The sequence below is a fragment of the Gordonia soli NBRC 108243 genome (assembly GCF_000334455.1).
Taxonomy (GTDB): domain Bacteria; phylum Actinomycetota; class Actinomycetes; order Mycobacteriales; family Mycobacteriaceae; genus Gordonia; species Gordonia soli.
Map to the genome: position 1 here is coordinate 60621 of NZ_BANX01000032.1, position 14502 is coordinate 75122.

The window sequence follows — 14502 nt, forward strand, 5'->3', positions numbered from 1 at the left end:
TGCTCAGGCAAGGCTGCCCTTGCTGGCGGACGCCCGATCCGGCTCCTACTCTGAATGCCAGGCCGGTCGTCACCGACCCGCCGCACACCTTCTCTGCAGCCCGACGACGCCGCGGATCCCATCGGGTCCGCGGCGTCGCTCGTTGTGTCCCGACGCGAGTCGGTTCAGTTCGCGACCGAGCCCACGGTCTGCCACAGGAACTCGTACGCCAGCGCCGACTTGAACGCAGCCTGCTTGTTGTCGGCGGCCCCGCCATGCCCGCCCTCGATGTTCTCGTAGTACTGCACCTGGTGCCCGTACTCCTCCAGCCGCGCAACCAGTTTGCGGGCATGCGCCGGATGTACCCGGTCGTCCCTGGTCGACGTCGTGACAAGGATCCGCGGGTACGTTGCATCGGCCGACAGGTGCTGATACGGCGAGTACGCGCCGAGGTACTCCCATTCTTCGGCCTTGTCGGGATCGCCGTACTCGGCGATCCACGACGCCCCGGCGAGCAGCAGATGGTAGCGCTTCATGTCGATCAGCGGCACCTGGCAGACGAGCGCACCGAAGAGTTCCGGGTAGCGGGTGAGCATGACTCCCATCAGGAGTCCGCCGTTGGAGCCGCCCTGGGCGGCGAGTTGTGGTGGGGTCGTCAGACCGTCAGTCACCAGGGCGCGCGCCACTGCGGCGAAGTCTTCGTAGACCTTGTGGCGTCCGGCCTTCATCGCCTGGGTGTGCCACGACGGCCCGTACTCGCCACCGCCACGGATGTTGGCGATGACGTAGATGCCGCCCCGCTCCACCCAACTGCGTCCGGCGATCGCGAGATAGCCGGGCGTGAGCGAGTTCTCGAAGCCGCCGTAGCCGTAGAGCAGGGTCGGTCCGGTCGTGACATCGTTCCGCCGGACGATGAAGTACGGGACCTGGGTGCCGTCGTCGGATGTCGCGAAACGCTGCTCGGCCGTCACATCGTCGGCGTCGAAGAAGGCCGGCGACTGCTTGATCACGTCGACGTCGCCACCAGCGTCGCCGTGCAGGAGGCTCGGCGGTGTCGTGAACGAACTGGCCGACCAGAACACCTCGTCGCTCTCGTCCGGATCGGTGTCGAGCACCGTGATCGTCGCCAATGCGGGTAGTCCGGGGGTGGTCGCCTCGGCCCAGTCGCCGAGCGTGCGCACCGACACCTGGGTCTGCACGTCGTGCAGCGTCACGATGATCAGGTGCGTCCGCGTCAGGGCGTAGTCCTGCAGGCTGGTGTGCGCATCGGGGCTGAAGAGCACTCGCGCATCGCGATGGCCGTCGAGGAATGCGGCGTAGTCGAAGACCAGCAGGGTTCCGGTCGGGTGGGTCTCGTCGCCGACGGTCCACTCCGAGCGGGTCATCACGAACAACCAGTCGCGGTGGACACCTGCGTGCGCGTCGGTCGGCACGTTCACGCGGATCGACTCGCCGTCGCGGAGTTCGTAGAGCTCCGAGTTGTAGAAGTCGGTGGAGCGGCTCAAGAAGTCCCGCTCGTATCCGGGAGTGTGATCGTGGGTGGCGCCGACGGCGACGTCGGTGACCTCCCCCGTGAACACAGTGGTCGCGGCGTCGAGGGAGGTGTGCCGTGACCAGCGCTTGACGACACGTGGGTAGCCGGAACTGGTGAGAGATGGTCGGCCGTCGAGCTGCTCACCGAAATCGGTTCCGACGTAGACGGTGTCACGATCGATCCACCCGACGCTGGACTTGTTCTCGGGCAGGGTGAAGCCGTCGGTGACCCAGCCGCGCGTGGTCACGTCGTACTCCCGTACGACGGTGGCGTCCGCGCCGCCACGCGACAGCGAGATCAGCGCGCGATCGTAGTCGGGGTAGAGCATGGTCGCTCCCGACCACACCCAGTTCTCGTCCTCGATCGACGCCAGGGTGTCGACGTCGATGAGCACGTCCCAGTTCGGCGTCTCGGTGAGGTAGGAGTCGAGGGTGGTGCGGCGCCACAGCCCGCGGGGGTTGGTGGCGTCCCGCCAGAAGTTGTAGAGGTACTCGCCCCGCCGACGCACGTAGGGGATGCGGTCGTCCGTGTCGAGGATCGCGAGGGTCTGTTCCTGTAGCTCGGCGAAGCGGTCCGACGCGGTGAGATCGTCGACGGTCGGCTGATTGTGCGCCCGCACCCAGTCGAGTGCCGTCTCGCCGGTGACGTCCTCGAGCCACAGATACGGGTCGTCGGTCGGGTCGCTGGCGATGGTGTCAGTGGACTTGTCGTCGGTCACCGGACCATTTTGCCCGATGCGCGGTGGGTCGCGTGTGGGCCGGTCTTCGCGGTTAGTCCACCGGATCTGCGGCACCGGCATACGATTTGCCGCAGATGGGCGAATTGATGCTCCCCGGCCGATGAGGACACGCGATGGCCACCACGATCACCCGGGGCGCTGTGGCGCGACGCGGTCGGACCTCTCCGGGATGGATGGTGGCGGTGTCGCTCGTCGCGACCGCCGCCCTGCTCGCCGCGTGCGGAACCGACTCGACATCGGGCTCGTCCCCGAGTTCGTCCGCCGCCGGATCGTTGGGGGAGGAGCTGCAGAATCCGGCCCAGGTCGTCGGGGTCCCCCTGCCCGACAATGCCGTCGGCAACGCGGTCGGCAAACTCGACGGCCTGGTTCAGCAGGTTCTCGACTCCACGAAGATCCCTGGTCTGGCGGTGGCCGTCGTCGAGGGCGACCAGGTCCGCTACGCCAAGGGCTTCGGCGTCACCGACGTCGAGACGGGTGCGAAGGTCGACGCGAACACGGTGTTCCCGCTCGCGTCGCTGTCCAAGCCGGTCGGCTCGTCGGTGATCGCCAAGCTGGTGACCGACGACGTGGTCGCCTGGGACACCCCGGTGTCGGCGAACCTGCCGGGCTTCGCACTGGCTGATCCCTACGTCACCCGCACGGTGACCATCGCCGACATGTACTCCCACCGATCCGGTCTGCCCGACCACGCAGGCGACAAGCTCGAGGACATGGGCTACGACCGCCAGCAGATCTTCGACCGGTTCCGGTTCATGCCGCTCAGCCCGTATCGGATCACATACGACTACACGAACTTCGGGCTCACCGCGGGTGCGGTCTCGGCCGCGAACAAGGCGGGCAAGGACTGGGCGACCCTCTCGCAGGATCTGTTGTACGGCCCGCTCGGGATGACCCGGACCAGTTCTCGGTACGCCGACTTCGCCGGCCGCTCGAATCGCGTCGTCGGACACGTCAAGGTCGACGACAAGTGGGTGCGGACGTTCAAGCAGCGTGAACCCGATGCGCAGTCGCCGGCGGGAGGTGTGACGTCCTCGGTGGACGACCTCACCCACTGGATGAAGCTGCTCCTCGCGAACGGCGCCCTCGCCGGGCGCGACTACATCGGCGAGAAGCCGTTGCTGGCTTCGTGGACTCCGCAGATCGCGCTCTCCCCGCCCACGTCACCGGACGACCGCACGAGTTCCTACGGATTCGGATACAACCTCGGGGTCACCGCGGCCGGGCGGACCCAGATCAGTCACTCCGGGGCCTTCGGCTCCGGCGCCGCCACCAACCTGATGATGCTGCCGTCGGCGAACACCGCGATCGTCGTGCTCTCGAACGCATCACCGATCGGCGCTGTCGAGGCACTGGGAGCGGAGTTCTTGGACATCGTGCAGTTCGGTGAGGTCAAGCAGCCGTGGCAGAAGCTGTTCGGCGCACGGTTCGCGCAGATGGAGGTGCCGTCGGGAAGCCTGGTCGGGCAGCAGCGCCCGGCCTCTCCGGCGCCGTCGGCGCCGTTGCCGAGTTTCGTCGGCACCTATGCCAACCCCGTCTATGGCCCGTTCGTGGTGCGTGAGCAGAACGGCAGGCTCGTGTTGGCCACCGGGCCGAACGGCATGACCACCTACGAGCTGACCCCGTGGGACGGCAACACCTTCACCTTTACGATCCGAACCGAGAACGCCGAGCTCGGTTCCATCTCCAAGGTCACCTTCGACGGTCCGCGGATGACAGTCGAGTACTACGACGACGAGTCGAGCGACGGGGTGTTCACGCGATCCTGAACCGGCACTGCAGATCTCGCCGGGTGAGAGTCGATCGCTGGGCGGTGCTCACGCAGACCTGTCGAGCGACTCGCGCGACCACGCGCCGACCGCGGCCCAGGTCCGGGCCCGCGCCTCGTCGCCGACGATGTCGTTCTGGGTCAACGTGATCTCGGTGGCGCCGGCATCCAGGTACTCCTGTAGTCCCTCGAGCACGGTGGCCTCGTCACCGAGCAGGAACAGATCCGATGCCCGCTCGGAACCGTTGCGCGCGATGATCTTCTGATACGACGGGATCTCGTCGTAGAACGCGCTCGCCTCGCGAGCCGCCACACGCGCGGCGTCGACGTCGTCGGTGACGACCGCCGGTACCGCCACGATGATGCGCGGCTCGGGCCGACCTGCGGCCTCCGCCGCCGACCGCAGGATCGGCGCGATGTGCTCGCGGATCACCTTCGGGCCGGCGAGGAACGGCAATGTGCCGTCGGCGAGTTCGCCGGTCGCGCGCAGGGCCTGCTCGCCCATGGCGGCCACGATCAGCGGGATGCGCGGCTCGGCACCGGCGACCGATGTGGGCAACGGCGGCGCCGACGTCACACTCGGCGAGTGATAGGCCTGTTGCTCGCCGTCGAGCAGCGGCCGGAGTGCACCGAGGTGGTCGCGCAGCCCGCGGATCGCCGGGGCGAGGTCGACGCCGAAAGTGGGGCCGGTCAGGGCCGGTGCGCCCAGTCCGATACCGAGTTGGAAGCGCCCGTGGGTGGCTGCCTGCGCCGTCTTGGCCGCGCCGGCGAGATGAATCGGGTGACGCGGATGGATCGGCACCACCGATGTCCCGACACCGACCGACGGGACCTCCCGGCCCACCAATGCGGCGACCGAGATGGCCTCGTAGCCGAAGAGCTGGGCCAGCCACACCGTGTCGATACCGACGCGGCCTGCTTCGTCGGCGAGTTCGATCGCGCGATCCACGACATTCGAGGTGGCAGGATCCGAGGCGAAGGTCGAGAGGGAGACTCCGATCGTCATGCCCCCTGCAACCGCGTCGACCGACGTGGTCATTCCGGGCATCGTAGGTTCGGTGGGTTCGGCCCGGCGTGGGTCTTACTGTCGACGGGCGCTCAGGTGGCTGCCAACGGATCGGGGATCTCGCCGTTGCGCACCGGGCAGCGGGTGTGCGAGTAGATGGTCGGCATGCACAGATTGCAGTGCACGCACCGTGAGGTCGTCGTCGGATCGAGCTGAAGGCGGCGGGGGAGGTCCGGCTCGCGTAGGAGCGCTCGACCCATCGCGACGAAGTCGAAACCCTCGCCGAGTGCGGTGTCGATCGACGGGCGGTCGGTGATGCCGCCCAACAGGATCAGTGGCAGGTCGACCGCATCGCGCAGGCGACGTGCGAGCGGCAGCAGGTAGGCGTCCTGATAGTCGTAGTGGTGCAGGAAGAACGGGCCCATCGCCTTGAGACCCCACCGCATCGCACCGCGGAAGGCATCGGCGAACTCCTTGCGCGGCGGCTCGCCGTGGAAGAGGTACATCGGGTTGAGTAAAGAGCTGCCTGCGGTCGGCTCGATGGCGTCGAGGTTGCGGTCGGCCTCCAGCAGTCGGGCCACCTCGCAGGCCTCGTCGATATCGAGGGACAGCCGGCCGACTCCGTCGTACATGTTGAGTTTCGCCCAGACCGCGACGGAGTCGCCGACCTCGTCGCGCACCACGGCCGCGACCTCCCTGGCCAGTCGGGCCCGGTTCTCCAGCGAGCCGCCGTAGGCGTCGCGCCGACGGTTGAGCATCGGCGACAGGAAGCAGCTCACCAGATAGTTGTGGCCGAAGTGGATCTCGAGGCCGTCGAAGCCGGAGTCGACCGCGATGCGGGCGCCACGCCGGAACTTCTCGAGCACGTCGTCGATCTCGCCGGCCGAGAGCCTGCGGGTGAACGACATCCCCATCGGCGCGGGGATTCGCGACGGGCCCAACGCTTTTGCCCGATTGGACACCGAGTTCGCCACCGGTCCGGCGTGACCCAACTGTGCAGCCGCCATGGCGCCCTCCGCGTGGATCGCGTCGGTGAGTCGGCGGAGTCCGGGCATCGCCTCCTCGCGCAGGTGGATCTGATGGCGATCAGTGCGTCCCTCACCCGAGATCGCGAGGTAGGCGACGGTCGTCATGCCGACGCCGCCGGCCGCCACCTCCCGGTGGAAGGCGATCAGATCGTCGGTGACGAGTGCGTCGGGGGTGGCGCCCTCGAAGGTTGCGCACTTGATCAGACGGTTGCGCAGGGTCAGCGGACCCAGGCGCGCAGGTGTGAACGGGTCGGGCAGATTCGTGGCAGTCACGGCGCACCCGACCCCGCCGGTGCCGACAACCCGGCGACGACGAAGTCCCGCAGTGCGGCGACCGCGCGCTCGGAGAGCGGGTGCCCCGCCCCAAAGCGGGTGAGGACGAGGGTGAAGGCCAGGGCCCACCGTCGGCGCGCGGTGTCGGCATCGAGGCCGTCGACGACCGCGGTCAGCAGTGGCGTCCATCGGTCGAGTCGGTACCAGGTGCCGGTCCACGGGGCGTCGGGATGGTTCAGCACGAATCGGGACAGGAGTCGAAGGTGCAGGCGGCCCACTGGATCGTCCTGAACCGCGAGAAATGGTGCGACGACGATGTCGACGATCTGGGCGACCGTGGCACCTCCCGACTCGACGGCGTCGAGGTCGTCAGCCCACAGCGGTCCGAGGCGCTCCTGCAGGAGCGCGATGGCCAGATCGTCCTTGGACCCGAAGTGGTAGTGCACCGCGGCCGGGTTGACCTGCGCCGCGGCGCAGATCGACCGGACCGACACGTCGTCGTAGTCCTCGGTGAGCAGCAGACGTTCGGCGACGGTCAGCAGACGATCGCGGGTGCGCTGCCGTGGGGTCGCCGGGATGGCCGCGGTCGGGACTGCCGGGGTGTCGGCTGGGGTTTCGGCTGAGTTCTCGGGGTCGGGCACCCCTCGATTGCAACACAGATCAATCACCGATTCAATCAGTGATTGAATTCTCGGTCGTTCGTGTGCTGCCCCGCATCGCTCCTTCCCCGGCCCGCCCCGCTCTTGCCCCGGCCCGCCCCCGCCGCCACAATCTGCTGTCCAGCGGGTCGTCGTGTGGATAGTGCGCGCGCCTCCCGGCTGCGCGGCAGTTTGTGGTCAGCCCCAGACCCGACCCCACGCCCCGACCACCGCACCCATACCGGGTTACCGGCCGGTAGGCGGGACCCCTGCGGGAGATCGTCGGTGCGAAGTACGCTGGTGACCGTGGCAGAACACTTTGAAACAGTCGTCCTTGGCGCAGGTCCGGGAGGGTACGTGGCCGCGATCCGGTCCGCCCAGCTCGGCCAGAAGACCGCAGTCATCGAAGAGAAGTACTGGGGAGGGGTGTGCCTCAACGTCGGATGCATCCCGTCCAAGGCGCTGCTCCGCAACGCCGAACTCGCGCACATCTTCAACCATCAGGCGAAGACCTTCGGGATCTCCGGCGAGGCCTCGTTCGACTTCGGTGCGGCATTCGACCGCAGCCGCAAGGTGTCGGACGGCATCGTCAAGGGCGTCCACTTCCTGATGAAGAAGAACAAGATCACCGAGATCGACGGTTATGGCACCTTCAAGGACGCCACGACCATCGCGGTCGGCGATCGTGAGATCACCTTCGACAACCTGATCATCAACACCGGTTCGGTGGTCAAGCTGCTCCCGGGTGTCGAACTCTCCGACAACGTCGTCACCTACGAGACGCAGATCCTCACCCGTGAGCTGCCGTCCTCGATCGTCATCGTCGGGGCCGGGGCGATCGGAATGGAGTTCGGTTACGTCCTGGCCAACTACGGCGTCGACGTGACGATCGTCGAGTTCCTCGACCGGGTGCTGCCCAACGAGGATGCCGACGTCTCCAAGGAGATCGCCAAGGCCTACAAGAAGCTCGGCGTCAAACTCCTCACCTCCACCAAGGTGCAGAGTGTCGACGACCAGGGCTCGCAGGTCGTCGTCAAGTACAAGGACGCCAAGGACGCCGACGGTGAGCTGAAGGCCGACAAGGTCCTGATGTCTGTCGGATTCGCCCCGCGCGTCGAGGGATTCGGCCTCGAGAAGACAGGCGTCGAGCTCACCGAGCGTGGCGCGATCGCGATCGACGACCACATGCGCACCAACGTCGACAACATCTACGCCATCGGCGACGTGACCGCCAAGCTCATGCTGGCCCACGTGGCCGAGGCCCAAGGTGTCGTCGCCGCCGAGACCATCGCCGGCGCCGAGACGCAGACCCTCGGCGACTACCGCAACATGCCGCGCGCGACGTTCTGCCAGCCGCAGGTCGCGTCGTTCGGGCTCACCGAGCAGCAGGCCAAGGACGAGGGCTATGACGTGAAGGTCACCACCTTCCCCTTCAGCGCCAACGGCAAGGCCCAGGGTCTCGGCGAGACGGCCGGCTTCGTCAAGCTGATCACCGACACCACCCACGACGAGCTCATCGGTGGACACCTGGTGGGCGACAACGTCTCCGAGATGCTGCCTGAGTTGACCCTCGCGCAGAAGTGGGACCTGACCGCCAACGAGCTGGCCCGCAACGTGCACACGCATCCGACCCTGTCGGAGGCCATGCAGGAGACCTTCCACGGCGCCATCGGACACATGATCAACCTCTGATCACCATGTCTCGCACGACTGGGAACGTCCCCGTCCAGGGGTGTCGACGAGTTGCCGTCGACGCTCTCGGGCGGGGACGTTCTCGGTGACGCGGGTGGTCACCGCCGATCACTCGCGGACGTGGAGTCCGCCCGGCCCGGTCGACATGCGCGCAGTCGTCGGACTCCATCGGCGCGGGGCAGGTGACCCCGCATTCCGCTACCTTCCCGACGGCTCCCTGCTGCGCGCGGTGCACACTCCCGACGGTCCCGGGACGCTGATCATCACTCCGCAGGGCGGCGATTTCCTCGGTCGCGCGTGGGGTCCGGGATCGCAGTGGCTGCTCGAGCAGATGCCCGGCCTGCTGGGCGCCGACGACGATCCGTCGTCGTGTCCCGTCCATCACCCGGTGGTCGGCGACTGGCTGCGGCGCGCCAGAGGACTACGCATCGGCCGCACCGACCGCGTGTGGGAGGCGCTGGTGCCGGCGATCCTGGAGCAGAAGGTCGTCGGTGTCGAGGCCTTCCGGGCGTGGCGATACCTGGTCCGCCGATTCGGTGAGGCCGCCCCCGGTCCGGTCCCCGACGTCTGGGTGCCTCCGGCGCAACGTGATTGGGCCGACATCCCGGTGTGGGACTGGCATCGCAGCGGAATCGAACCGGTACGGATGCGCACGATCCGCGGCGCGACGCAGATGGACGTCGAGCGTCACGCCGACAAGCTCACGGTGCTCCGCGGGGTCGGGCGATGGACCGAGGCCGAGGCACGTGCGCGGGCGGTCGGCGACGCCGATGCCGTGCCCGTCGGTGACTACCACATCCCGTCCATCGTCGGGTATGCCTTGATCGGCGAGAAGGTCGACGACGCGGGGATGCTCGAACTGTTGGAACCCTATGCCGGACATCGCTATCGGATCATCCGGATGGCGGAGCGGCACGGCGTCCGTGCCGAGCGTCGGGGACATCGGATGTCCAAGCGGGACTATCGCGCCTTCTGACGCCGCTCTGAGAACGAGACGCTCCGGGAGTCGTTGCGTACTGAAGGACCCGAGGGCTAGCGACGTCGCAGCATCGATACGCCGCAGCCGATGCTCATCGCGACCGCGGTGACCACGGCAAGATAGACCAGACCGCCGTCGACGCCCCAGGGCGGGGTGAAGGCGAGTTCCTGACCGGTGCCCGCGATGCCGTTGAGGAACGGCATGTACGACTGCAGCGCATATCCATTCGGGACGAGACTGATCATGTTCTCGACGACGTAGACCCAGAACAGCAGGACGGCGATCGCCCCGGCCGGATGGCCGACGATCGCGGCGACGGCGATCCCGAGTCCGCACACGAGGAACGTGTAGATCGGTACGGTGACGACGAATCGGGCGCCGACACCCGACCAGAGGTCGACTGCGCCGTAGACGGCGGGGAACAGAGCCGGCAACAGGAGCATCGTCGCTGCCACGAGGAGCGCGCTGCACACGGCGCCGGCGACACCGTAGAACAGCCAGCGTGCCAGGATGGGCGTGCACGCCCGCGGGAACAGCCACCGATCGAGGTCGTCGTCGCGTCCTCGGAGGGTGATCGCGTGGGAGTAGGTTGCGGTGGCCGCGATGACGATGGTGGTCAGTGTGATCACCCAGTAGACCGAGTTGGTCGATGTCGCTGCCGTCACCTGGATCTCGCCCGGGATCGTCGCGAAGCGCTCGGCCACCGCCGCGACACCGAAGGTGATGGCGGTGGGCAGCAGGATGGCACAGGGGATGGCGGCCAACAGGATCGCCGACCGCGTTCCGCCGCTACGGACCGCTTCGGCGCGTGTTCCCCGGGCGACCTGGACGGCGGCGTCGACGAGTGCGGTCATGACGCCGTCATCTCGTCGGCGCCGACGAGCTGCCCCGTGCCATCCGTGTGGTTCACCGGCCAGTCACCGGAGACGAGCTGCACGAAGGCGTCTTCGAGGTCGGTGGCATCGCCGATGAGGTCGTCGACCGTGCCGTCGGCGACCAACCGGCCGTCCGCGATCACCGCGACCCGGTCCGCGGTCCGGGTGACCTCTGCGAACATGTGCGATGCGATCAGTATGGATCGGCCTTCGGCGGCGAGGGTCTGCAACAGACCCCGGAGCCAGATGATCCCGTCGATGTCCAGACCGTTCAGTGGCTCGTCGAACACGAGGTTCGCCGGATCGCCGAGCAACGCTGTGGCGATCCCGAGCCGTTGACGCATTCCCAGCGAATAGGCGCGGAGCCGACGGTCCGCGACATCGGAAAGTCCTACCGCGGACAGCACCTCGCCGACTCGACCCGTCGGCAATCCCGCTGCGGCGCAGATCCATCGGAGATGGCGACGAGCGGTGTGCCCGGGATGCACGCGGTCGAGGTCGAGGTGCATCCCGAGTGCGGTTGCCGGACTCGGATGGTCGGCGAGACGACGGCCGTCGATCCGGATCGTGCCCGACGTGGGCCGGGTGACACCACACACGGTGCGCAAGAGGGTCGACTTGCCCGCCCCGTTGCGTCCGAGAAGGTAGACGACCTGGCCGTCTGCGACTGTCAGCGAGACGTCGTCGAGTGCCAGTTGTCGGCGGAATCGCACCGCGGCGGAATCGATCTCGATCATCGCCTACGCCGCTCGTCGACACCGGCCATCCGATCCGTCACCGTCGTCAGCCGTTGCAGTAGATGTTCAGCCCGACGGTCTTCACGCCTTGGCACAGTGAGTTGGCCGACAGCTTCCAGACGCCGCCGATCCGCTTGAACTCGATCGTCATCCGGATGGTGGGCCTGCCGGCGGATCCGCTGTTGAGCGTGGCGGTCACCCGGTCGCCGCGCTGCACCAGCGGGCCGGTGACCTCATTCCATCCGCGGGGTGCGCGGAACAGTCCGAGGTTGTAGACGGTCTTCGGGACGATGACCGCGTTCATGCCGCCCTCGACGTTGGCCGCCTTGGCCTGGTCCGATGCCGGTGTCTCCACGATGAACTCGACGATGTCGTTGAGGTCGGCGAGGGTCGGGTGTTCCGCAGTGACCCGGAAGTTCGGCGGGAACGTCTTCGCCGCGGCGGTGCCGGTGGTCGCGACCAGTCCGACGGTGGCGATGACGATGGCCGACAGTGCGACCACGATCTGACGAATGCGATGCATGACGTGCGTCCTCCTCTGTGGGCGACGGTCGCCCACATAAAAAGGAATCTAGTCATTTAAATTAGTTCAGGCAACCCTTACCTCGAGGCGGGGGAAGTGGCCGGGCGCTGAGCCGACCGTGGCGACAATCGCAGGGTCACCTCACAGTCGCCGTCCTGGGGGTCGGGCACCACGGCGACCGCGTACTGCGATGCAAGAGTCGGCGAACTGGCCGCGAGTGCCTGCTCGATGACACCGCGCTGGACGCCGCGGGCGATCTCGGGATGGCGGCCGGCGAGGTCCTTGAGCGGACAGGAGCAGATCCGCAGTTCATGCGAACCGAAGATGCTGGTCGCCCCGGAGACGCGAAAACCCAGGCGCGCGAGGATGTCCGACGCCACGGTCACCGGATCGGGCAGGTCCACATCCGCGGCCGGGATGTCGACCTCCGCGGCCCACAGTCGGCCGGCCTCGGCCGCGCAATGCTCACGGGCCTGTGGTGTGCTGCCGAGTTGGTCGAGGAGCAGCCCGACCAGGTCGGCCATGGAACTACGCCGGACGACGGTGTATCCGACCCGCGGGCGACCGACGGAATCGGACGCGAGGGTGGTCGAGGTGGCCTCTCCGTCGGTGATCAGGTTGTTCAGATGGAATCGCGCGGTCGTGACGTGGATGTCGAGGCGCTCCGCGACCTCCGCGGCGTCCAACGGCTCCGTCGAGGCGGCCAGCACCTCCAGTACCCGTTCGCGTGCGCGACCGGCCATCGGCTCGGCTCCTCTCGGTCAGGACGCGGGTGCGTCTCCCAGGACGACAAGGGTGGCGACGGCGTCGGTTCGGGCCCGCAGCGAATGTCCGACCTGCGGGTCGACGCCGATCGCGGTCCCGGGTAGCAGGAGGGTGACCGCATCGCCGACCGTGAACTCGATCTCGCCGCGCTGTCCGATCACCAGGATAGGTCGGTTGGCGTGATGGTCGGCCATGACCTGCCCGGCGCGGAACGACAGTCTGATGACGGTGGCGCCGGGGGTGCGACCGCGCACGCCGACATCGGGTCGTGTGGATCCGGCGTCGCCGACCACCGCGTCGAGGCCGTCGAGGCGGGTCCAACCTGATGGCGGCCCGCCGGCGGTCTCGGTGCGGACGGTGGCCGCGGCGTGCTCAGGCATCGGGGCCCGTTGCAGTGTCAGGTTTGACGGCGATCACCTCGATCGCCGCGAGTTCGTCGCGGTACTTCGTGAACGTCGACCGCATGTCGAGGATGCGGCGTCGCGCGGCGGGATTCCGCAGGACGTTGACGACGATGCGCAGGGTGCCGAGGATTCCCTCGTCGGCGATCACCCGTCGCGGTTCCAGCAACGCCATCTTCGCGAATCCCACGGTCTCGACGCGGAAGCCGCCTTCTTCGAGCAGTTCGCGCCACTCTGTTTCGGTGAGCGGCCGCGCGTTGACCTTGATCGAGCGGGCGAGGGACTTGCGGATCTCCGCCTTCTGCTCGTCGCTCAGCGTGTCGGGATGCAGGGCGAGTTCGTGGATCGCGTACCGCCCGCCGGGCCGGAGTACGCGGAAGGCTTCGGCCACGATCTCCTTCTTGGCGCGGTCGCCCTGCATCGTCAGCATCGCCTCGCCGATCGCGACATCGGTTGCATCGTCGGCGAGACCGGTGGCCGAGGCATCGCCGGTGATCACCCGTCCACGATCGCCGACGACGCCCTCGGTCAGGGAGACCGCCGCGGGGTCGGATTCGACTCCGACGTACGACGACGGGCCGAGTTCGAGGATCGCGGTCGCGGTCTTGCCCAGGCCGGGTGCGATCTCCAGCACGTCGGCGCCCGAGATGTGGGCGTCGGCGAGGAGCCGCTCGGTCAGTTCCTTGCCGCCCGGCCGCAGTACCCGTTTGCCCAGGTGTGCCAGCAGCCAGTGCCCCGGCATGTCCTCGGGTCGGCGATTCGCAAAGGGTAGGTCGCCCGCGGCGGGCGAGGTCGTGTCGGTCATGAGCGGCCTCCGAGTCAGCGTTCCCTATTTGAAGGAGAACACTACTCTAAATATCTGACACGATGATCTCGTGGTCCGCGCCGATCGGCGCGGTGGCGGTCCCGGGGCCTATGCGTCCGCGGCCGGCTTGATGCCGAGGACGTACTGGCCCATCCCGGTGATGGTCTGCTCGACGTCCTCGAGCCCCGCGGCCGACAGTCGCTCGACGATCTCGTGTCGTCCGAAGATCCGGTAGCCGGACAGGCAGGTCGCCTCGCGGACCCCCGGAAGGGACGTGAGGTCGGTGGCCACCGAGGTGAACACGACGACCTCACCGCCAGGGTTGGTGACCCGCACCAGTTCGTCCAGTACCGGTAGCGGGTCCGGGATCAGGTACAACGCCGCAAGGCACACCACCGAGTCGAAGGTGTCGTCGGCGAACGGGATCTCGTGCGCGTCGGCGCGGAGATAGGACGTGCGGTCGGTCGGTGTACGCGCGGCTCGCGCCAGCATCGACTCCGCGAAATCGATGCCGATGCATCGACCGTCGCCGGTCAACCCGGAAGCGATCCGCCGCGTGTAATTGCCCGGGCCGCAGGCGACATCGAGAACCAGACGGTCGCCAGGCCGGGCGAGGTAGGCGGTCAGCGCCTTGTCGACGTCGGCTGTGGAACTGCCGCCCAGGCTGAACAGCCGCGTGAACACGGGACGCCAGGCGCGTTCGTACACCGCCGAGAACAGCGGGTTCTGCATGATCGCGAGACCGAGGGATTCCCGCGCCATT

14 protein-coding genes are annotated in these 14502 nt (G+C 67.7%); 3 read left to right on the forward strand and 11 right to left on the reverse strand.

The window, feature by feature from the left end; all coding sequences use genetic code 11:
• Window positions 1-164: 164 nt before the first annotated feature.
• Complete coding sequence (locus tag GS4_RS19680) at window positions 165-2312, reverse strand: prolyl oligopeptidase family serine peptidase (RefSeq protein WP_007623873.1); 2148 nt, start codon at window positions 2310-2312, stop codon at window positions 165-167.
• A 53-nt stretch (window positions 2313-2365) separates the two neighbouring features.
• On the opposite strand from GS4_RS19680, the gene GS4_RS19685 reads away from it, so the two are divergent.
• The gene (locus tag GS4_RS19685) at window positions 2366-4018 is read left to right on the forward strand and encodes a serine hydrolase (RefSeq protein ID WP_007623874.1); all 1653 of its coding nucleotides are present in this window, start codon (window positions 2366-2368) and stop codon (window positions 4016-4018) included.
• A 48-nt stretch (window positions 4019-4066) separates the two neighbouring features.
• Here the strand turns inward: GS4_RS19685 and GS4_RS19690 are convergent, their stop codons facing one another.
• Genes GS4_RS19690 through GS4_RS19700 form a run of 3 tightly spaced genes read right to left on the reverse strand, consistent with a single transcriptional unit; the run spans window position 4067 to window position 6965 of the window.
• Complete coding sequence (locus tag GS4_RS19690) at window positions 4067-5056, reverse strand: TIGR03564 family F420-dependent LLM class oxidoreductase (protein ID WP_007623875.1); 990 nt, start codon at window positions 5054-5056, stop codon at window positions 4067-4069.
• A 59-nt stretch (window positions 5057-5115) separates the two neighbouring features.
• Window positions 5116-6324 (reverse strand): oxidoreductase, encoded by a 1209-nt coding sequence (locus GS4_RS19695; protein ID WP_007623876.1) that lies wholly within the window; start codon window positions 6322-6324, stop codon window positions 5116-5118.
• Entirely contained in the window at window positions 6321-6965 is a 645-nt protein-coding gene (locus tag GS4_RS19700) for a TetR/AcrR family transcriptional regulator (RefSeq protein ID WP_007623880.1), read from the reverse strand. Before GS4_RS19700 ends, GS4_RS19695 begins: the two co-directional genes overlap by 4 nt.
• A gap of 303 nt (window positions 6966-7268) precedes the next feature.
• On the opposite strand from GS4_RS19700, the gene lpdA reads away from it, so the two are divergent.
• Both lpdA and GS4_RS19710 read left to right on the forward strand, forming a co-directional pair.
• Window positions 7269-8654, forward strand: coding sequence for a dihydrolipoyl dehydrogenase (gene lpdA / locus GS4_RS19705; RefSeq protein WP_083862800.1), 1386 nt, complete (start codon window positions 7269-7271; stop codon window positions 8652-8654).
• A 145-nt stretch (window positions 8655-8799) separates the two neighbouring features.
• On the forward strand, window positions 8800-9630 hold the full coding sequence (locus tag GS4_RS19710) for a DNA-3-methyladenine glycosylase family protein (RefSeq protein WP_051989792.1): 831 nt from the start codon (window positions 8800-8802) through the stop codon (window positions 9628-9630).
• 56 nt (window positions 9631-9686) lie between these two features.
• On the opposite strand, the gene GS4_RS19715 is transcribed toward GS4_RS19710, so the two are convergent.
• From GS4_RS19715 to GS4_RS19745, 7 genes are all read right to left on the reverse strand, one after another.
• Complete coding sequence (locus GS4_RS19715) at window positions 9687-10487, reverse strand: hypothetical protein (RefSeq protein WP_007623890.1); 801 nt, start codon at window positions 10485-10487, stop codon at window positions 9687-9689.
• Window positions 10484-11245, reverse strand: a complete 762-nt coding sequence (locus tag GS4_RS19720; RefSeq protein WP_007623891.1) for an ABC transporter ATP-binding protein — start codon at window positions 11243-11245, stop codon at window positions 10484-10486. Before GS4_RS19720 ends, GS4_RS19715 begins: the two co-directional genes overlap by 4 nt.
• Window positions 11246-11291: 46 nt before the next feature.
• Window positions 11292-11768, reverse strand: a complete 477-nt coding sequence (locus GS4_RS19725; protein WP_007623892.1) for an MTB12 C-terminal domain-containing protein — start codon at window positions 11766-11768, stop codon at window positions 11292-11294.
• Between the two features lie 77 nt (window positions 11769-11845).
• Entirely contained in the window at window positions 11846-12511 is a 666-nt protein-coding gene (locus GS4_RS19730; RefSeq protein ID WP_007623894.1) for a helix-turn-helix transcriptional regulator, read from the reverse strand.
• A gap of 18 nt (window positions 12512-12529) precedes the next feature.
• Window positions 12530-12913, reverse strand: a complete 384-nt coding sequence (locus GS4_RS19735; RefSeq protein WP_007623897.1) for a cupin domain-containing protein — start codon at window positions 12911-12913, stop codon at window positions 12530-12532.
• Window positions 12906-13739, reverse strand: coding sequence for a class I SAM-dependent methyltransferase (locus GS4_RS19740; protein ID WP_007623898.1), 834 nt, complete (start codon window positions 13737-13739; stop codon window positions 12906-12908). Before GS4_RS19740 ends, GS4_RS19735 begins: the two co-directional genes overlap by 8 nt.
• 108 nt (window positions 13740-13847) lie before the next feature.
• On the reverse strand, window positions 13848-14501 hold the full coding sequence (locus tag GS4_RS19745) for a class I SAM-dependent methyltransferase (protein ID WP_007623899.1): 654 nt from the start codon (window positions 14499-14501) through the stop codon (window positions 13848-13850).
• Window position 14502: the final 1 nt, after the last annotated feature.